Genomic DNA, 17554 nt, shown 5'->3' on the forward strand with positions numbered 1-17554 from the left:
CTCAATGCCGCGAGCATCGCCGTCCCCTCGGGGGACCGGCCAAGGTATTCCTTGGACGAGGGGCTTCAGGTTTTGACGGGCTTGATGCGTAAAGCCCAGACCACGCCGGCGATCAGCAGGGCCACGCCCAGCAAAGTCGCCGGCGGCGGCATGCGCTGCTTCCACGCAAACGCGTAGGCCAGCGCGGCCAGGGTCTCGAAGACGATCAACTGCCCCGACAACGAGGTCGGCAGCCTTTGGCTGGCCTCGTTCCAGCACAGCGTGCCCAGCCAGGACGAGCACAAGCCGATGGCTGCCATCAGGCCGACATAGGCCAGCGGCCTGTCGCCCAGGGGAAAGGCGTAGTCCGCCGGAATCAGCGTGTCCGGCGCCATCAGGTAGATGACGGCGAGCAGCAGCACGCCGACGAGAGCCATCGGCAGCGTGACCAGGCCCTGAGCCGTCGCCCAGGCCCTCGGGCTGCGGTCGCTGTGCGCGCGCAGCCAGTCGGCATTGCGGATCGGATACCAGGTCCAGCAGGCCACGGCCGCGATGGCCAGCAGCGCTCCCTCGGCATAGCGGCGCGGGTCACCGGCTTCGGCCTGCAGCACGGCCAGCTCGTCGCGATTGACGCAGGCGAGACCCGCCGCGATCAGCAGCAGAGACGGCGCCAGCCGCGCCCACGGCAGATGGCCGTCGCGCACGCGGTTGCGGTGGTTGGCGCAGATGGCGATGACGACCGGCAGCGTGCCGATGATCATGGTCGGCAGCGGCGCGCCGGCGCGCTGGATGGCGGCCGATAGGCAGAGGTAATAGAGGAAGTTGCCGACCAGGCTGAGCTTGGCGGCCTCCCACCAGTCGCCCGGCAGCAGCTCGCGCAGCGCGCGACGGTCCAGAGCCATGGCGAGCGGCAGGGCGATCAGGCCGAAGGCCAAGTAGCGGCCCACCGTCAACAAGGCGGGGGCATAGCCCGGCAACATCACGGGCGCGACAAACACCAGCCCCCACATCAGCCCGGCAGCAAGGGCGAACAGCAATCCAAACAACATGCAGGCATCTTCCCCCATGCCGGAGTCACAGCCAGGCGCTAGGCTCTTTCTCCGCATGCGCCCCGCCTTCGCCCTCAGCCTCGCCCTCTTCGCCTGTTCGGCCCAGGCCGGCCGACCTCTTCAGGCCGAGGACGCCGCCGTCATGGACCCGCAGGCTTGCGAGCTCGAGGGCGCCCATGGAGACTGGCGCCTGGACGGCACCGGCCAGCGCCAAACCGGCCTGCAGCTCGGCTGCGGCATCGGCTGGGGCACCGAGGTGGCGCTCAACGTCATCCGGCCGCGCGAGCTGGCGCTGTACGGCAAGACCCTGCTCGCCAGCAGCACCTGGGCTGACGGCGATGCGCAGCTGACGCTGGCCTGGAGCCTGTCGCATCGGCACGTCGAAACGGTGTGGCGGCGCAGCAGCGCGGGGCTGATCCTCGTCGGCAGCGCGCCGCTGACGCGCGACCTGACCCTGCACGTCAACCTGGGCCACCAGCGCGACGAGATGGGGCGCAGGCGAACGACGACCTGGGCGCTGGCCATCGAACATGGCGGCTTTGGCGAAGGCGGGCGCTGGCAGCCCATGGCCGAGGTCTTCGGCGACGATCGCGGCAAGCCCTGGGCCAATGCGGCCCTGCGCTTGGTGCTGGTGCCGGAGCGGGTGTTTGTCGATGCGTCCTATGGCCGACAGGTCAATGGTCCGCGCGCACGGCTGACCACGGTCGGCTTCAAGATCGCGTTCTGAACCAGGCAGCCACCGCCTCGCGCTGCTGCGGCGTGTAGTGAAGCCCGAGCTTGCTGCGCCGCCACAGCACGTCATCGGCGCTGATGGCCCATTCCTTCTCCACCAGATGGCGCAGCTCGGACTCGAACAGGCCCGGTGCAATCTCGGCTCCCGTCGGCGCGGCCAGCAGCTCGCACGCCCGGCTGCCATAGGCGCGGGCGACTCGGCGCACGCCGGCACGGTGGGGATAGGCGGCCTGCAGCTCGGCGGCAAAGGCGTCGATGTTCACGCCATGCGCGCTGAGGTCGCCCCCCGGTAGCTGGGTACCTGCCGTCCAGGGCTTGCGCGCATCGCCCAGCAGTTCGCCGATCTGCGTCGCACCGTCCTCGGCCAGCTTGCGATAGGTCGTCAGCTTGCCGCCCCAGACATTCAGCAGCGGCGCACCGCCGTCCTTGTCGGCCTCCAGCAGATAGTCGCGCGTGACGGCCGAGGCCGAGCCGCCTTCATCCAGCAGCGGGCGCACGCCGGCATAGGTCCACAGCACATCGGTCGGCTTGACCGACTGGGCCAGATAGCGGCTGGCCTGCTCGCAGAGATAGGCCACCTCGTCGTCGGCGATGGTCGCGCGCGACGGCGGGTCTTCATGCTCGGGCAGCTCGACGTCGGTCGTGCCGATCAGTGTGAACCGCTCCTGGTAGGGGATGGCGAAGATGATGCGACCGTCGGCGTTCTGGAAGATGTAGGCGTGGTCGTGGGTGAAGCGCTGGTCCACGACGATGTGGCTGCCCTTGACCAGGCGCAGGCCGCGCGCCGGCAGCGGCTGGCCGTTGCCGCCCTGGGTGTGGTCGCGCAGGAAGCGCTCGGCCCAGGGCCCGGCAGCGTTGACGAGGGCGCGGCTGCGCAGCTGGCGGCCGTTTTGCAGCGTGACCTGCCAGCCATCCTTGCCGCGCACCGCCTGCGTCACGGCGCAGCGCGTCAGCACCTCGGCGCCGCGGGCTTGCGCGTCCTGCGCGTTCAGCACGACGAGGCGGGCGTCGTCCACCCAGCCGTCGGAATAGACGAAGCCGCGTGTGAATTCGGGCTTGAGCGGTGCGCCATAGACGCTGCCGGCCAGGCGCAGCCCCTGCGAGCCCGGCAGCAGCTCGCGGCGGGCCAGGTGGTCGTAGAGGAAAAGGCCGACGCGGATCATCCAGGCCGGGCGCAGATGCGGCGCATGCGGCAGCACAAAGCGCAAAGGCTGGATCAGATGAGGCGCGCTGCGCAGCAGCACCTCGCGTTCCTGCAAGGCCTTGCGCACCAGGGAGAACTCATAGGTCTCCAGATAGCGCAGGCCGCCGTGCACGAGCTTGGTGGAGGCCGACGAGGTGTGGGACGCGAGGTCGTCGCGCTCGGCGAGCAGCACGCGCCAGCCCCGGCCGGCCAGGTCGCGGGCCAGTCCCGTGCCATTGATGCCGCCCCCCACCACCACGACGTCAAAATCGTCCATACGACCACTCTAAATGACAGCCATGGATGCCTTGCTGGCTTTGGACCAGGGAACCTCTAGTTCGCGCGCTCTAGTTTTCGGCCGCGACGGCGGGCTGCTTGCGCTAGCCCAGCGCGAACTGCCCCAGCATTTCCCCCAGCCGGGCTGGGTGGAGCACGATGCCCAGCAGATCTGGACCCACCAGGTCGAATGCGCCCGCGAGGCCGTGACCAAGGCGGGGGTCAAGGTGGCGGCCATCGGCATCACCAACCAGCGCGAGACCGTCGTGCTGTGGGACCGCAAGACCGGCCAGCCCCTGCACAAGGCGTTGGTCTGGCAGGACCGGCGCACGGCGGCCTTCTGCGAGCAACTGAAGGCTCAGGGCCTGGAGCCCCGCGTGCGCGAGCTGACCGGCCTGGTGCTGGACCCGTATTTCTCGGCCACCAAGCTGCGCTGGCTGCTGGACAACGTGCCCGGCGCTCGCGAACGCGCCGCCCGCGGCGAGCTGGCCTTCGGCACCATCGACAGCTGGTTGCTGTGGAAGCTGACGGATGGCAAGGTGCATGCGACGGATGCCAGCAATGCCTCGCGCACGCTGATCTACGACATCCATCGCGGCGACTGGAGCGACGAGCTGCTGGCGGCCTTCGACATTCCGAAGAGCCTGCTGCCCGAGGTGAGGCCTTCGTCCGGCGTCTTTGGCCAAGCCACCGAGTTCGGTGTGCCGATTGCCGGCATCGCGGGCGACCAGCAGGCCGCGTTGTTCGGCCAGGCGGCGCTGACCCCCGGCCAGGCCAAGAACACCTATGGCACCGGCTGCTTCTTGCTGATGCACACCGGCACCCAGGCGCGCACCTCCACGCAAGGCCTCATCACGACGCGTGCGGCCCAGGTCGATGCGACGGCGCAGTACGCGCTGGAAGGCAGCGTCTTTGTCGGCGGTGCCGTCGTGCAATGGCTGCGCGACGGGCTCAAGGCCATCGGCGGCAGCGGCGAGGTACAGGCGCTGGCCAGCAGCGTGCCTGATGCGGGCGGCGTCATGTTCGTGCCCGCCTTTGCGGGCCTCGGCGCACCCTACTGGCGGCCCGATGCGCGTGGTGCGCTGCTGGGCCTGACGCGCGGGACGACCCAGGCCCATATCGCCCGCGCGGCGCTTGAAAGCATTGCCTTCCAGAGCGCGGCGGTGCTGACGGCGATGAATGCGGATGTCGATGCCGCGGATCGGTTGACCGAACTGCGCGTTGACGGCGGTGCGAGTGCCAACGACCTGTTGATGCAGTTCCAGGCCGATTTGCTGGGCATCCCGGTGCTGCGGCCCAAGGTCATCGAGACGACGGCGCTGGGTGCTGCGCTGCTGGCTGGGCTGGGCGTCGGCCTCTACGAGTCCACGGAGCAGATCGGCGCCATCTGGCAATTGGACCGTGCCTTCGAGCCGCGCATGTCCCGGGATGAGGCGGGGGCGAGGTTGGCGGCGTGGGACAGGGCGGTGAGGCAGGTGTTGGCCGCATGATCGCGAGCCTGCTACGGACGCGAGGAGCTCGAAGCGGCTTTGCGTTTGGTTGGCATGTTGAGCAGAGCTAGAGGAGAAGACCGTGCTCGAATGGCTAAGGCGACTGGGTGCGCCGAAGACTGGCCCGGACTATCGGCGCGTCGATTCCCGCCAGAAGGCCGAGGAGCTTTGCAAGCGAGGCGAGCTTAAGAAGCTGCTCCTTCTGCCCATGGAATTTGGCGGGCAGGACGTGCCACCGAATGTCGTCTACGTTCCGGCATTTGCGATCGAGTTGAAGACTCGCCTGGATCTGAACACCATCAGACCCATGGCCGAGAAGGGCTTGGTCCACAAATACACGGCGACGCCCACGTATGAGGGCAAGAGCGTAATTCCAACCTCGATACGCATCTCCGCAACTGACCCGGGGCGCTTTGAGGGGATCGTCAGTATCTGGGGCAGGGCTCTCGAACGGGATTCGGAGCCAGCCTCTGGAGATCAGGCGTCCGAGCAGCTCGTGTTCCGTTTATCTGAGGTGTCTGTCGAAGGCCTTGGGCCGGAAGAGTTGATCCGCGCCTACATCGCCGACTATGAAAGCTGGAACACCTTCGCCAACAACGCATCCGAACGGGAATCCGATGCTGGCCTCGACATGGCGGAATCCGCATATGCGTTGCTGATGGCGAAGTATTGCCCTCCAGGTATTCAGCACCAGCCTATTGCCTTTGGCAGCGACTCGTCACATGACAACGAGCGGGAGGTCGTTCTCAGCGTTGAACCAATGTCGGACCGTTGTCTCGTCAAGACGCGGCACACCCAGGTCATCGGGACGTTTGCCATGGCGCACGACTACGAATACCACCTCAAGAAAATTGACCAGCGCTGGTTCCTAGTCAGCGTCCTCTACGTTGATCAAGACGGCAAATACGAGGGGCTCTGACTAGGGCTATCGGCGGGCTCTGTGGCCCGCCACGTAATCGATCGATGGCCTCAGGCATCCACCGCCGTCGCCCGCCCCACCGCCTCCCACGCCGCCAGATCCTTCAGCAACTGCTCGCTGTGCGCCCGCACCGCGTCGATCGCATCCGCACCCAGCTGCAGGCGCAGCGGCGTGACCTCGGCCTTCAGCACCTGATCAATCGCGGCTGCCGCCTTGTCCGGATCACCCGCCTGCGTCCCATCCATGCCCTTGGCAAAGCTGCGCGTGCCGCCGACGATCTCGTCGTAGGCCGCCAGCACGGGCATCTGGCGCAGCACGTCGGCGCCGGCAAAGCCGGTGCGGAAGGCGCCGGGCTCGACGATGAGCACCTTGATGCCGAAGGGGGCGACCTCCTGGGCCAGGGCCTCGGACAGGCCTTCCAGCGCGAACTTGGAGGCCGAGTAGGCGCCGAAGCCACCGAAGGACAGCTGGCCGCCCATGCTGGACAGGTTGACGATAGCGCCGCTGCGCTGCTCGCGCATGCCCGGCAGCACGGCGCGGGTCACGGCGACGGCGCCGAAGAAGTTGGTCTCCATCTGGGCGCGCAGCTCGGCGTCGGGCGTCTCCTCGACGGCGCCGACGATGCCGTAGCCGGCGTTGTTGACCAGCACGTCGATGCGGCCGAAATGGGCCAGCGCGGCGGCCGTGGCGCGCTCGGCGTCGCCGGCGGCGGTCACGTCCAGCGGCAGCACGAGGACGCGCTCGGGATGGCTCTCGGCCAGGGCGGCCAGGCGAGCCGGCTGGCGCGCCGTGGCGACAACGTTATAGCCCTGGGCCACCGCGTACTTGGCGAAGGACAGGCCAAAGCCGGACGAGGCGCCGGTGATGAACCAGGTGGGGCGGGTGTTGGCATTCATGGTGGGCTCCGTAGGTCAGTGGGTTGCGACGGAGTCCAGTGTCTTGAAATGATGTGATGAGATAAAGACATGCCAATCGCATAGGTCATGCGATATGGTTCATGAATGAACCGCGAACTGCTGGCCCATCTGCCCATCGTCGTTGCCGTGGCCGAGAAGCGCGGTTTTGCGGCGGCCGCCCAGGCCCTGGGGCTGAGCGCCTCGGCCGTCAGCCATGCGGTGCGCGTCGTGGAAGACGCCCTCGGCGAGCCGCTGTTCGCGCGCACCACTCGCAGCGTGGCGCTGACCGAGGCGGGCGAGAGGTTTCTCTGCAGCGTCGGGCCGGCGCTGGAGGACATCTCCTCGGCCGTCGATCACCTGAACGCGGCGCGCGGCGAGATCACCGGCGTGCTGAAGCTGAATTCCTCGCGCGTCGCGTCGCAGATGGTGTTGCCGCCGCTGCTGGCCAAGCTGGCCGTGGCCCACCCCAAATTGACGGTGGAGGTGCATGACAACGATGCCCTCGTCGACGTTGTCGCCGGTGGCTTTGACGCCGGCATCCGCCTGGGCGAGCAGGTGGCGCAGGACATGGTCTGCGTGCGCCTGACACCGCCCTTCAAGGCCCTGCTGGTCGCTGCGCCGGACTACCTGGCCCGCCGCGGCGCGCCGGCCCGCGTGGCTGAGCTGGCGGCACACAACTGCATAGGCTTTCGGCTGCTGGCCGCCGGCAGCCTCTACGACTGGGAGTTGCGCGAGGCCGGCGAGACGGTGGCCGTGCGAACGACGGGCAGCGCCGTCATCACCGACGCCAGCTTCGCGCGCGACCTGGCCCTGGCCGGCGTCGGCATCGCCTACATCTTCGAGCCCCTCGTGCAGGAGCAGCTGCGCAGCGGCCGGCTGGTGCAGCTGCTGCCCGAGACGGCCTTCGAGGAGCCGGGCCTGTTTCTCTACTTCCCGCGGCGGGCGTCTCTGGCGCCCAAGCTGCGCGCCTTCATTGACGCCGCCCGTTCAGGCGGTTGATTCGGTCGCCTCGCCGCTTTCCTGGGCCAGGAAGACGATCAGCACGATGAAGCCGATGAGGGGGATGAGGCCGATCAGTTGCCACCAGCCGCTGCGGCCGGTGTCGTGCAGGCGGCGCGAGGCGGCGGCCAGCTGGGGCAGCAGGGTGCCCAGGGCAAACAGGTAGTAGAGCCAGTGGTTGACCATCGAGGTGACGATGCAGCCCAGCACGACGAAGAGGGCAAACCACCAGTATTCGGAGCGGCTGGCGCGACCCGAGAAGTCGACGTATTTGTTGAAGCAGACTTTGATCGAATCCTGAAAGGTCATGGCCTCTCCCTGGCGAGTTGGGTCGCCGGCATGCTAGGGCCGCCGCGGCTTTTGGCCACCCCTTAGAAACCCAGGCTCTCCCCCAGGCCGGCCAGGGTCGCGATGCCGAGCCCCGCAAAGATGACGGCGGCCACCATGTGCACCAGCTTGACGGGCAGCTTCTGGGCCAGCTTGCCGCCGACCAGCACGGCCGGCACGTTCGCCACCATCATGCCGGCCGTCGTGCCGGCGACGACGCCGATGAAGTCGGCCGGGAAGCGCGCCGCCAGGGCCACGGTGGCGATCTGCGTCTTGTCGCCCATCTCGGCGAGAAAGAAGGCGATGACCGTCGTCACGAAGACGCCATGGCCGGGCTTGGGCGCGTCGTCCTCGTCGAGCTTGTCGGGGATCAGCATCCAGCCCGCCATCGCCAGGAAGGACAGGCCGAGGATCCAGCGCAGGGCCAGCGGGCCGATGACACCGGTCAGCCAGGAGCCCAGGGCGCCAGCGGCCGCATGGTTGCAGACGGTCGCCACAAAGATGCCCAGCACGATGGGCAGCGGCCGCCTGAAGCGGGCCGCGAGCATGAAGGCGAGGAGCTGGGTCTTGTCGCCGATCTCGGCGAGGGCCACCAGGCCGGTGGCGATGAGGAAGGCTTGCATCGCCGGCCATTGTCCCGGGCGCTGCTGACAGGAACTGACAGGCACCCCGGCGCAGCATGCGGGCATTGCACTTCAGGAAACCCGCCATGAACTTCGCCTACACCCTCGTCTATGTGCCCGATGTCGCCGCGTCGCTGGCCTTCTTCGACAAGGCCTTTGGGCTGAAGACGCGCTTTCTGCACGAGAGCGGCGCCTATGGCGAGGTCGACACCGGTGCCAGCGGCACCAAGCTGGCCTTTGTCGACCATGCGACCGCGCGCGACAGCGTGCAGCACGACTATGTGGCCGCCAGCTCCAGCACCCAGCCCCTGGGCATGGAGATCGGCTTCACGGTGACTGACGTGCAGGCCGCCTACGACCAGGCCGTCGCCGCCGGCGCACGCGCCCTGGCTGCGCCCGTCACCAAACCCTGGGGCCAGACGGTGGCCTATGTGCGTTGCCCGGACGGCACGCTGGTCGAGCTCTGCACGGCCATGGGCTGATCGCGCCCTTTCGCAGGGCGGATCCGCCCCGTCGCGGCGCGCGCGACGAATAGCTGATCCTGAGCCAGTGAGGCCAGCGGGGCGCTGATGGCGCCCAGCGTGGCCAGTTCGGCGCCGCGGGTGCCGCGGGCCTGAAAGGAGGCGTAGATGGCCATGATGGTGTTCGACTTCGTTGTCGCAGACGCCTGTCTTTCGCAAGGGGCGTGCCTGCTCATCCACAATGAGCAGTTATGCGCCGCGCCGACCGCCTCTTCCAGATCGTCCAGCTCATCCGCGGACGCCGTCTCACGACGGCCGACTACCTGGCCCAGCGCCTCGAGGTGTCGATGCGCACGGTCTACCGCGACATCGCGGCCCTGGGCCAGCAGGGCGTGCCCATCGAGGGCGAGGCCGGTGTCGGCTATCGCATGCGGGCGGGCTTCGACCTGCCGCCGCTGATGTTCAGCAAGCAGGAAGCCCAGGCCCTGGTCGCGACGGTGCGCATGGCCGAGTCGCGCCTGGACGCGGCGTTAGCCCGCCAGGCCGAGAACGCGCTGTCCAAGATCCTTGCCGTGCTGCCGCTGGACGCCCGCGCCGCGGCCGAGAGCCTGGCCCTGTACGCGCCGCTGCCCGCTCTGGACCCGGCGACAAGTGCCCACCTCACGGCCATGCGTGAGGCCACCGAGGCCAAGCGCAAGCTCAAGGTCGGCTACCTGGACCTGGGCGGCGTCAAGAGTGAGCGTGTCGTGCGGCCGCTGGCCTGCCTGTTCTGGGGCCCGGTCTGGACCCTGGCCGCCTGGTGCGAGCTGCGCAACGACTTCCGCAGCTTCCGCGTCGATCGTGTCGAGACGCTGGAAGTGCTGGAGGAGACCTTCCGCGACGAGGCGGGCAAGACGCTGGCGGACATGAACCGCCGGCGCGAAGCCCAAGAGCACGGCGGCGCGTGAAATGGAGCCCCTCGCCCAGCGCGCCTCGCTGAACGTTGGCGCTCTGGTCGGTCCTCTGAGGGGGTGGCTAGGGAGCGGCCCGGCGCTCGGCCCGCAATACAGGCGGGTTCAGGCCTTCAACGAAGCGCCCTTTTCGGCCAGCAGCTCACGCAGCACCGACCGATGGCACCTCGCCTCGTCCTCGCAATAGCAGCCCACCGAGAAATTCGTCTGCGCCGACAGCGTGGCCAATAGCGACAAGGCATGCTGGGCCTCGGGCTCGGCCATCTCGGCGCTGTATTTCTTCTTGAAAGCCTTCCACTCGGCATCCGTCTCGGCGGCCTGGCCGAGCTTCATGGTCTCGAGGCTGGGCGCGAGATTGGGGAACCAGACGTCGTAGTAGTCGCGCCTGGCGAACTCCGCCTTGGGCACGCCGCGCGGCGGGCGGCGCACGGTGCCGATGCGCGTGCCTTCGTCCTGGGCGCGCGGGCTGCCGAGTTGCACGATGCGGATGGGCATGGTGAGCGTCCTTTCAGGGCTGGCGGCCGAGTACGCGGATGACTTCCTCTTCCGCGACGGGCTTGGCGATAAAGCCATTCATGCCCGCCGTCAGCGCGGCCTGGCGCTCCTGGTCGAGCACGGCGGCCGTGAAGGCGTGGATGGGCAGGCGGGCCGTGGCCGGGTCGGCGCGCAGGATCTGGGTCGCCTTCAGGCCGTCGACCTTGGGCATGTGCAGGTCCATCAGCACGCCGTCCAGGCGCCCGGCCTGCTCGCGTGCGAGACGCACGGCCTCGTCGCCATCCTCGGCCTCGACGACCTCGGCACCCAGGCGCTGGAGCAGGGCCGTGATGATGAGGCGGTTGACGGGGTTGTCCTCGGCGACCAGCAGGCGCTGGCCGGCCAGCGGATAGCGTGGCGGCAGCGGGATGCGCCTGCGCTGCGCGGTGTCGTCGATGGTCAGGCTGGTGGGCAGGGCCAGCTCGGCCCAGAAGCTGGAGCCGCTGGCGCCGTCGCTGTGCACGCCGACGCGGCCCTGCATGCGCGTGGCCAGCTCGCGGCAGATGGACAGGCCCAGGCCCGTGCCGCCGAAGCGCCGTGTCGTCGAATCGTCGGCCTGGGCGAAGGGGCGGAAGAGCCGGCCCTGCAGCTCGGTGGGCACACCGATGCCGCTGTCGGCGACGACGATGCGCACGCGGTCGGTGTCGGCCGCCGACAGCTTGAGCCGGATGTGGCCGCGCTCGGTGAACTTCAGCGCGTTGACGAGGAAGTTGGCCATGATCTGGCGCACCCGCAGCGGGTCGCCGATGACGAGGCGGGGCAGGCCGGGCGCGAGTTCGATCTGCATGTCCAGGCCGCGCTCGCGCCCCAGGGCCGCGCAGCCTTCGAAGCTGGCCTGGGCCAGGGCATGCAGGTCGAACTCGATCTTCTCCAGCTCGAGATGACCCGCCTCGATCTTGGACAGGTCCAGCACGTTGGAGACGATCTCGTTGAGCGACTCGGCGGCGCCGACGAGGTGGGCCAGGTATTTGTTGCGGTGGGCGTCGTCGGGGTCGCCCTGCTGCAGCAGCCGCGCCAGGCCCAGCACGCCATTCAACGGTGTGCGGATCTCGTGGCTCATGGTGGCGAGGAAGGCGCTCTTGGCGTGGCTGGCGCCCTCGGCCTGCTGCTTGGCGGCCCGCAGTTCGCGCTCCTGGCGGCGCCGCTCGGTGACGTCGTCGGCCACCCATAGCGTCGCGCGGTCGCCGTCCTGCCCGCTGAGACCGGCCAGCGTGGCCGGCAGGCCGCGGGCGTTGAAGCGCACGGTGATGCGCCGGCCGTCGGGGCGGATGAAGTCGCGCTCGAAGGCCAGGGCGGCGCTGGCCACCTGCTGGGCCGAGGGCAGGCTGGCATTGCCATCGGCCAGCTGCGGTTCGGTGCCGCCGAAAATTTCCTGCCAGTGGTGGTTGACGCGCTCGAAGCGCTCGCCGCGCGTCAGCGCGATGCCGACGCTGGCGTGCTCGAGGATGGCCTCGGCCTCGATGCGGGCGCGCTCGCGCTCGGTGATGTCGCGGGCGATCAGCATGATGGCCTGCTCGCCCTCCCAGTCCAGCGTCGCGGCCGACACCAGCACGTCGCGCCATTCGCCATGCACCAGCAGGGCGGAGCGGAAGTCGCGCACGATGCCGGAGGCGCTCAGCTCGGCGGCCAGGCGCTTGGGCTCGCTGCTGTCGGGCCACAGGCCGAGCTCGCGGCCCGAGCGGCCCATCAGCTCGTCGCGCGACAGGCCCACCAGGGCGCAGAAGCCCGAGTTGGCGAAGCGGATGCGGCCGTCCTCCATCTGGGCCACGCAGATGGCGTCGGGGCTGGCGCGCAGCACGCGGTCCAGCATGCTGGCGGTGCGCTGGTGCTGCTGCAAGGCCAGGCGCTCGCCGGTGATGTTGTGGCTGACGCCGCGCCAGCCGATGTGGGTGCCGCTGGCGTCGAAGACGGGCTCGCCCGAACTCAGCGTCCACAGCAGCCGACCGTCGGGCGCGCGAAAGCCGTTGATGCGGTCGCGGTAGGCGCGCTTGGCGCGGATGTCTTCCAGCAGGCCGGGATAGTCGGCGTCGCGCACCAGCATGGCGCCGCCGGGCTCGCCCATGCGCAGGAAGGCCTCAGGCTTGTGGCCGGACAGGGCTTCGAACTCGTCCGACAGCATGGTCACGCGGAACTTGGCGTCGGCCTCCCAGGCCCAGTTGTGGGCGGCCTGCACGAGGCGGGCCAGGCGGGCCTCCTCGCCGATGGCGCGGGCCAGGGCCGTGCCGAGGATGCGGTTGAGCAGCAGGGCCGAGGCCAGGCCGCTGGTGGCGAGCAGGAAATGGGCGACGAGGCGGTCCGACAGCTGGGGCTGGCGCGGCGCGGTCAGGCCCTGCAGCAGGCCCTGGGCTTCCATGGACGCGAGCACGCCGATGCCGGCCAGATAGAGCAGGGTCAGCAGCACGGCCGCCGCGTTGCCGGCCACGCCGCCGCCCAGCGCGATGACGAGGGCGCCGGCGGCCAGGACGACGGTGTGCACGCCGATGCCGATATGGGCCGCGTGCATGAACAGCGCCAGCAGGGTGCCGCCCAGCACCAGGGTGGTCGCCATGCGTGCGCGGCCGGCGCGGCAGAGCAGCCAGCCGACGCCGCTGACACCCAGCAGCGCGAGGCCGACGACCAGGCGCTGGCTGCCCCACAGTGCGCGCAGGCCCATCAGGGTTTCGCCAATGCCGACCAGCGCGGCGATGCTGCCGACGATGCCGACGATCCACAGCAGCGTGCGCGCCGCCATCATCTGCAGCGCGTCGCGGGTGTCGCTGGCGTCAGTCGGCAACGAAACCATTGCGGGCGTGCGTGCCGTCGCAGAAGGGTTTGGTCTGGCTGCCGCCACAGCGGCACAGCCGCGCCTGCGCGACGCGGCAGACCATGCGGCCGGTGCCGCTCAGCACCTCGAGGTTGCCGCGCAGCTGCAGTGGGCCATTGGGCTCGGGCTCGATGGCGATGGCGCCGTCGCGGATGGCGGGCATGTCGGTGGACAGGCCCAGCATGCCGGTCTCGGGTTCGCCGGTGGCGGCGAAGTGGATGTCGTGGTGGCTGCCGTCGCAGAAGGGCTTGTTCTTGCTCGCGCCGCAGCGGCAAAGCGTGGCGCGCGTGCCGATGGACTGGCCGCGCAGCGACAGCGCGCCGCGGATGGCATAGGGGCCGGACTCGCGCACCGACAGCAGGTTGACGGGCGGCGGCGCCTCGTCGGCCTCGCCGTCCTTGCGGCGGTACTGGATGGCGCCCGAGGGGCAGGCATGGGCGATGTCGACCAAGCGCTCGACATGCATGGCATCGGGATGCAGCCAGGGCCCCTTCACGTTGGCGAGAAAGACCTTGGGGGCGCCCGTCACGCAAAAGCGCGCATGGATGCAGCGCTGGGCCTCGAAGCGCAGCTCCAGCTTCTCGCCCTGCACGACCTCGACGCCATCGACAACCTCGGTGGGTGGGGGCGGCGGCGCGGCCACCGGGGCCGCGGCGACGGGGGAGGGCGCTGCGACTGGCGCATTCAGGTCCAGCCCGCGTTCGGCGCGTTCGTACAGCGTCTGCAGCTGGCGGGCGGCGCGGCCGGTGCGTTCGGTGTCGAGCTCGGCATGCAGGGCCGCTGCCGCCTCGGCCAGCTGGGCCAGGCGCTCGATGAAGAAGCGCCGCGCCGCCGGGCCTGGCGGAAATGCGGCCGCGTCGCGCAGGGCCGTGAAGCTGGCGCCGGCGTGGCAGCCCGGGTTGCTGGGGCCGGCGGGCAGGCGGGCGGCATGCTCGGCCAGCGGCGTGAAGGCGCGCATCAGGCCCAGGCCCAGGTCGATGCACAGGCTCTTCTCGGCCGAGGGGCCGGTCAGCACATAGGCCTGGGCCAGCAGGCGCAGCATCAGGCCATAGCTGGCATTGGCGATGTCCACCGTCGCGGCGGCGGCCGGGTTCTCCAGCCAGACCCGGCCTTCGGGCCGCGGCGGGCGGCGCAGCACCGGGTTGGTGGCGGCCGGCCAGGCCGGCTCGAAGCCGGGGTGGGTGGCGCGCAGCCGGGCCAGCTCCTCGCGGATGGCGGCGAAGCGGTGGTAGTGGGAGGTCTCACTGTCGCTGGGCGCGCCCTCGCCCTGGCGCACGATGGCGTCAAACGCCGCCAGCGCCGTCTTGCTGCACAGCACATGGCGGGCGCCGCCGAGGTTGAGCTCGTTGGGCCCGAGCTGCAGCCAGCGGTCGCCGCAGAAGGCCTCGCCCTCGCCATGCAGCTCGACGAAGGCGCGCAGGTCGGCCGAGAGGGTGGTGTAGAAATGGCCGACGGTGTCGTAGTCGCGCGCCATCGGCGTGACGCGCGGCACCGTCGAGCCGCGCGTGAACAGGCGCTCGGCCGCAAAGCCTTCGCCATCCTCCTCGCTGCTGCCCTCGGGGCGCTCCAGGAAGATGAAGTGCTGCAGCGTCGCGTCGTTGAAGGGCGCGAGCTTGACGACGACGCGGGCCGGCAGGTTGCCGGGGTCGAGCGGGAAATTGCCGCGGCCCATGCGCGGCGCGCCGCCCAGGGCCGCCGTGATGTTCCAGACCGCGACGAGATGGCCCATCTCCTCGATGGCCACGGCGGTGATCTCGCGCCGCCAGCGCTCCACGGCCTCGGCCTCCTGCGGCTTCAGCCCTTCGGCTTCGCCCTGCTTGAGGCTGAAGGCTGCATAGAGATAGGTGCACATCAGGTTGTGCTCCAGCTCGGCGGCCTCGTAGAGGCTGTGCAGCAGTTGTTCGCGGCTGGGAGCCGCGGTGGGGGTCGTCATGGAAGCGCGTCCTCAGGCTGGCTGCGCCAGACATTAGCACGCAGCGTGCGGGCCGAGCGCCGGGCCGCTCCCTAGCCGGCCCGCTCTGGCGATGTGCTTGCGGCTAGACGCCGCAAGCATCGCCGTCCCCTCGGGGGACCGACCAGGCTTGCCCGCGTTCAGCGGAGCATGGCTGGGCGAGGGGTCGTTTGAAGCCAAGCCAGCGGGTCGAAGCGCGCGGCCGGGGCCTCCACCCAGCGGTGGAAGGGCAGGGCCAGCCCGTTGGCCAGCAGCCAGGTGCCGACGAGCAGCACTGCACCGGCCTCGGGCGTCGCGCCGGGCAGATGGGCCAGCACGGCATTGCCCAGCAGCAGCACCGGGAAGTGCAGCAGGAAGAGGGCGTAGGACGGCGTCGCGGCGCTGGCGAAGGCCGAGGCCATGGCGGCCGGCAGCAGGGGCTGGCCCTCGGCATGCCGGTTCTGCGCCCAGGACAGCCACAGCGCCGTGGCCAGGGCCAGGGCGAGGCGGTCGCGCCAGTCCAGCATCAGCGCCGCGCCGAAGGCCACCGCCAGCAGCAGCAGGCCGGCGCGGCGGTGGCGCCACAGGCCCAGCCAGTGCACCAGGGCACCCAGGCCATAGGAGGCGAAGAAGTAGGGCGCGTAGGCGTCCAGCTCCGGCTGGCGGTTGAAGACCCAGGCCGAGGCCAGCGCGCCAGCTGCGACGAGGACGGGGCCGACGACCAGCCGGCTGGGGTGGCGCCAGCCGCGCCGTGCCAGCCACAGCAGGCCGACGAGCAGGGCGAAGAGCTGCAGGTCGATGGCCACATACCAGGCGCCCACCGTCAGGGCCTCGTAGCCCAGCACGTCGTGCAGCAGCAGGGCGTGGGCGAGCAGCTGGCCCAGGCTGATGTCGGTGGGCACGAGCTCGGGCCAGGAGGAGGCGATCAGGCCGGAGATGCCCAGCGTCAGCGCCAGGGCGGCGAGGAAGGGCAGCACCAGGCGCAGATAGCGGCGCCACAGCAGCTCGGGCACGGCGGCCTGCAGGGCCTGGCCACGCGGCGACAGGCCGCGCGCGCTCAGGTAGCCGCCGACGACGAGGAAGATCTGCACCGCCATGCGGCCGTACTGATGCATTGCACCGGCCAGCTGGGGCAGTGCGGCATGGGCGGCGCGGGCGATCGGGCCGTAGCTGACCAGATGGTGCAGCACGATGATCTGGGCCGCGAGCGCTTTCAGGACGTCGATGTGGGGAAGTCGGCGGGACGGGGAAGACATGGTTGGCGCAAAAAGAACGGGCCTGCTTGGAGGCAGGCCCGCCGTTTCGGACAAGTGAAATTGTACCGGTCCGGCCCTGGGGAATTCCCGGTGGCGTTTCAGCTCGTCACCAAGCGGCGGCTGAAATTTTGTAAAGCTCCGAAACCAAGCCTCAGCCGAACAGCCTGCGCAGCCAGGCGCTCAGTCGCCGCAAAAGGCCCGGTGGTGCCTCTGGAGGCGCCGTTTCGGCCTGGGCGGGCGGGTGCCTTTCGATCAGCGCCGCCCGGAAGCGGGCGAAGAAGTCCTCGGCCAGTTTTTGCGCCGCGGCGTCGACGAGGCGGGAGCCGATCTGGGCCAGCTTGCCGCCGACGCTGGCGGTCACGTCATAGCTCAGCACCGTCTCTTGCGCTGCCACGGCCTGCAGCTGCACCAGGGCCTGGCCCTTGCCATGGCCGGCCGCGCCGCCCGAGCCCTCGAAGCCGAGGCGGTAGCTCTGGGGTGGCGTCAGTTCGGACAGCTGCAGCCTGCCCTTGAACTTCGCCTTGACCGGGCCGATGGAGACGGCCATCAGCACATCGAAGGCGTTGTCGCCGGCCGGCGTGATGGCCTCGCAACCCGGCACGGCGGCCTGCAGCATGGTCGTGTCGTTCAGCGCGGCCCAGGCCTGGACCTGGCTCACGGGCAGGGTTTGCTGGCCGGTGATCTGCATCGGCCGATTCTGGCGCCGCGCCCGCAAAAAGGCACGGCCTGCCGAGGGGCGTCGGCAGGCCGTGCGCGGGAGGCCGGGGGGCGGCTTACTTGCCGGTGACGGTCAGCTGGTTGTCGACCGACTTCACGCCATCCACCGCCTTGGCGATGGCTTCGGCGCGGTCCTTCTCGGCCTGGGTGGAGACCTTGCCGGTCAGCTGCACCCAGCCGTCGGCGTCGGTCTCGACATGGACCTTGGCCAGCGACGAGATCTTGCTGGTGGCCAGCTGGGCCTTGATCTTGGTCGTGACGACCGAGTCCTTGACCCAGGCCTTGGCCGGGCCGGCAGGCTTGTCGTCCGCAAAGCTGGACAGCGGCACCACGAGGGCGCCGACGACGACGAGGGAGGCGAGTTTCGAGAACTTCATGGCTGTGGTTCCTTTCAAAGGAAGCGGGCACATCCGATGCGCACCGCGGAACC

The 17554-nt window shown here is 69.7% G+C and carries 17 protein-coding genes; 6 read left to right on the forward strand and 11 right to left on the reverse strand.

The features are described 5' to 3' along the window. Window positions 1-65 precede the first annotated feature (65 nt). Window positions 66-1028 carry a DMT family transporter gene (locus tag J2X20_RS18735; RefSeq protein ID WP_310267666.1) on the reverse strand — a complete coding sequence of 321 codons (963 nt, stop codon included), beginning with the start codon at window positions 1026-1028 and terminating at the stop codon, window positions 66-68. A gap of 55 nt (window positions 1029-1083) precedes the next feature. Between J2X20_RS18735 and J2X20_RS18740 the strand changes: the two genes are divergently transcribed. Continuing rightward, window positions 1084-1755, forward strand: a complete 672-nt coding sequence (locus tag J2X20_RS18740) for a hypothetical protein (RefSeq protein WP_310267669.1) — start codon at window positions 1084-1086, stop codon at window positions 1753-1755. Here J2X20_RS18740 and glpD read toward each other — a convergent pair. Continuing rightward, the gene (gene glpD, locus J2X20_RS18745; RefSeq protein ID WP_310267672.1) at window positions 1739-3220 is read right to left on the reverse strand and encodes a glycerol-3-phosphate dehydrogenase; all 1482 of its coding nucleotides are present in this window, start codon (window positions 3218-3220) and stop codon (window positions 1739-1741) included. The genes J2X20_RS18740 and glpD overlap by 17 nt on opposite strands. A gap of 22 nt (window positions 3221-3242) precedes the next feature. Between glpD and glpK the strand changes: the two genes are divergently transcribed. Continuing rightward, complete coding sequence (gene glpK / locus J2X20_RS18750; protein ID WP_310267677.1) at window positions 3243-4709, forward strand: glycerol kinase GlpK; 1467 nt, start codon at window positions 3243-3245, stop codon at window positions 4707-4709. A gap of 82 nt (window positions 4710-4791) precedes the next feature. Next, on the forward strand, window positions 4792-5628 hold the full coding sequence (locus tag J2X20_RS18755; RefSeq protein WP_310267680.1) for a hypothetical protein: 837 nt from the start codon (window positions 4792-4794) through the stop codon (window positions 5626-5628). A gap of 50 nt (window positions 5629-5678) precedes the next feature. Here the strand turns inward: J2X20_RS18755 and J2X20_RS18760 are convergent, their stop codons facing one another. Further along, complete coding sequence (locus J2X20_RS18760) at window positions 5679-6524, reverse strand: oxidoreductase (protein WP_310267682.1); 846 nt, start codon at window positions 6522-6524, stop codon at window positions 5679-5681. A 105-nt stretch (window positions 6525-6629) separates the two neighbouring features. On the opposite strand from J2X20_RS18760, the gene J2X20_RS18765 reads away from it, so the two are divergent. Beyond that, window positions 6630-7523, forward strand: a complete 894-nt coding sequence (locus J2X20_RS18765; RefSeq protein ID WP_310267685.1) for a LysR family transcriptional regulator — start codon at window positions 6630-6632, stop codon at window positions 7521-7523. Here J2X20_RS18765 and J2X20_RS18770 read toward each other — a convergent pair. After that, entirely contained in the window at window positions 7512-7832 is a 321-nt protein-coding gene (locus J2X20_RS18770) for a DUF805 domain-containing protein (RefSeq protein ID WP_310267687.1), read from the reverse strand. The two genes, J2X20_RS18765 and J2X20_RS18770, sit on opposite strands and share 12 nt — an antisense overlap. 62 nt (window positions 7833-7894) lie before the next feature. Further along, window positions 7895-8473 carry a TMEM165/GDT1 family protein gene (locus J2X20_RS18775; RefSeq protein WP_310267690.1) on the reverse strand — a complete coding sequence of 193 codons (579 nt, stop codon included), beginning with the start codon at window positions 8471-8473 and terminating at the stop codon, window positions 7895-7897. An 86-nt stretch (window positions 8474-8559) separates the two neighbouring features. On the opposite strand from J2X20_RS18775, the gene J2X20_RS18780 reads away from it, so the two are divergent. Together J2X20_RS18780 and J2X20_RS18785 are read left to right on the forward strand one after the other, a co-directional pair. Next, complete coding sequence (locus J2X20_RS18780; RefSeq protein WP_310267693.1) at window positions 8560-8955, forward strand: VOC family protein; 396 nt, start codon at window positions 8560-8562, stop codon at window positions 8953-8955. A 230-nt stretch (window positions 8956-9185) separates the two neighbouring features. After that, entirely contained in the window at window positions 9186-9881 is a 696-nt protein-coding gene (locus J2X20_RS18785; RefSeq protein ID WP_310267696.1) for a helix-turn-helix transcriptional regulator, read from the forward strand. Between the two features lie 108 nt (window positions 9882-9989). Here J2X20_RS18785 and J2X20_RS18790 read toward each other — a convergent pair whose 3' ends face one another. The 6 genes from J2X20_RS18790 to J2X20_RS18815 all read right to left on the reverse strand — a co-directional run bounded on the left by J2X20_RS18790 (window position 9990) and on the right by J2X20_RS18815 (window position 17501). Continuing rightward, window positions 9990-10379: a DUF488 domain-containing protein gene (locus J2X20_RS18790; RefSeq protein ID WP_310267699.1), complete on the reverse strand. Its 390-nt coding sequence runs from the start codon at window positions 10377-10379 to the stop codon at window positions 9990-9992. 13 nt (window positions 10380-10392) lie between these two features. After that, a complete protein-coding gene (locus tag J2X20_RS18795; RefSeq protein ID WP_310267701.1) occupies window positions 10393-13191 on the reverse strand; it encodes a PAS domain-containing hybrid sensor histidine kinase/response regulator in 2799 nt (932 codons plus the stop codon). Then, the gene (locus J2X20_RS18800) at window positions 13181-15154 is read right to left on the reverse strand and encodes a ferritin-like domain-containing protein (RefSeq protein WP_310267704.1); all 1974 of its coding nucleotides are present in this window, start codon (window positions 15152-15154) and stop codon (window positions 13181-13183) included. Before J2X20_RS18800 ends, J2X20_RS18795 begins: the two co-directional genes overlap by 11 nt. Before the next feature lie 158 nt (window positions 15155-15312). Next, window positions 15313-16407: an acyltransferase family protein gene (locus J2X20_RS18805; protein ID WP_310267706.1), complete on the reverse strand. Its 1095-nt coding sequence runs from the start codon at window positions 16405-16407 to the stop codon at window positions 15313-15315. A gap of 151 nt (window positions 16408-16558) precedes the next feature. Further along, a complete protein-coding gene (locus tag J2X20_RS18810) occupies window positions 16559-17095 on the reverse strand; it encodes an SRPBCC family protein (RefSeq protein ID WP_310267709.1) in 537 nt (178 codons plus the stop codon). Between the two features lie 85 nt (window positions 17096-17180). Continuing rightward, window positions 17181-17501, reverse strand: a complete 321-nt coding sequence (locus J2X20_RS18815; protein ID WP_310267712.1) for a BON domain-containing protein — start codon at window positions 17499-17501, stop codon at window positions 17181-17183. Between the last annotated feature and the right edge of the window lie 53 nt (window positions 17502-17554).

This window comes from Roseateles saccharophilus (assembly GCF_031458095.1).
GTDB lineage: Bacteria > Pseudomonadota > Gammaproteobacteria > Burkholderiales > Burkholderiaceae_C > Pelomonas > Pelomonas saccharophila_A.

Bases quoted from the DNA above. Each gene is read 5' to 3' on its own strand.
- J2X20_RS18735 (WP_310267666.1), bottom strand. From the start codon at position 1,028: ATGTTGTTTGGATTGCTGTTCGCCCTTGCTGCCGGGCTGATGTGGGGG.
- J2X20_RS18740 (WP_310267669.1), top strand. From the start codon at position 1,084: ATGCGCCCCGCCTTCGCCCTCAGCCTCGCCCTCTTCGCCTGTTCGGCC.
- glpD (WP_310267672.1), bottom strand. From the start codon at position 3,220: ATGGACGATTTTGACGTCGTGGTGGTGGGGGGCGGCATCAATGGCACG.
- glpK (WP_310267677.1), top strand. From the start codon at position 3,243: ATGGATGCCTTGCTGGCTTTGGACCAGGGAACCTCTAGTTCGCGCGCT.
- J2X20_RS18760 (WP_310267682.1), bottom strand. From the start codon at position 6,524: ATGAATGCCAACACCCGCCCCACCTGGTTCATCACCGGCGCCTCGTCC.
- J2X20_RS18765 (WP_310267685.1), top strand. From the start codon at position 6,630: ATGAACCGCGAACTGCTGGCCCATCTGCCCATCGTCGTTGCCGTGGCC.
- J2X20_RS18770 (WP_310267687.1), bottom strand. From the start codon at position 7,832: ATGACCTTTCAGGATTCGATCAAAGTCTGCTTCAACAAATACGTCGAC.
- J2X20_RS18775 (WP_310267690.1), bottom strand. From the start codon at position 8,473: ATGCAAGCCTTCCTCATCGCCACCGGCCTGGTGGCCCTCGCCGAGATC.
- J2X20_RS18780 (WP_310267693.1), top strand. From the start codon at position 8,560: ATGAACTTCGCCTACACCCTCGTCTATGTGCCCGATGTCGCCGCGTCG.
- J2X20_RS18785 (WP_310267696.1), top strand. From the start codon at position 9,186: ATGCGCCGCGCCGACCGCCTCTTCCAGATCGTCCAGCTCATCCGCGGA.
- J2X20_RS18790 (WP_310267699.1), bottom strand. From the start codon at position 10,379: ATGCCCATCCGCATCGTGCAACTCGGCAGCCCGCGCGCCCAGGACGAA.
- J2X20_RS18800 (WP_310267704.1), bottom strand. From the start codon at position 15,154: ATGACGACCCCCACCGCGGCTCCCAGCCGCGAACAACTGCTGCACAGC.
- J2X20_RS18805 (WP_310267706.1), bottom strand. From the start codon at position 16,407: ATGTCTTCCCCGTCCCGCCGACTTCCCCACATCGACGTCCTGAAAGCG.
- J2X20_RS18810 (WP_310267709.1), bottom strand. From the start codon at position 17,095: ATGCAGATCACCGGCCAGCAAACCCTGCCCGTGAGCCAGGTCCAGGCC.
- J2X20_RS18815 (WP_310267712.1), bottom strand. From the start codon at position 17,501: ATGAAGTTCTCGAAACTCGCCTCCCTCGTCGTCGTCGGCGCCCTCGTG.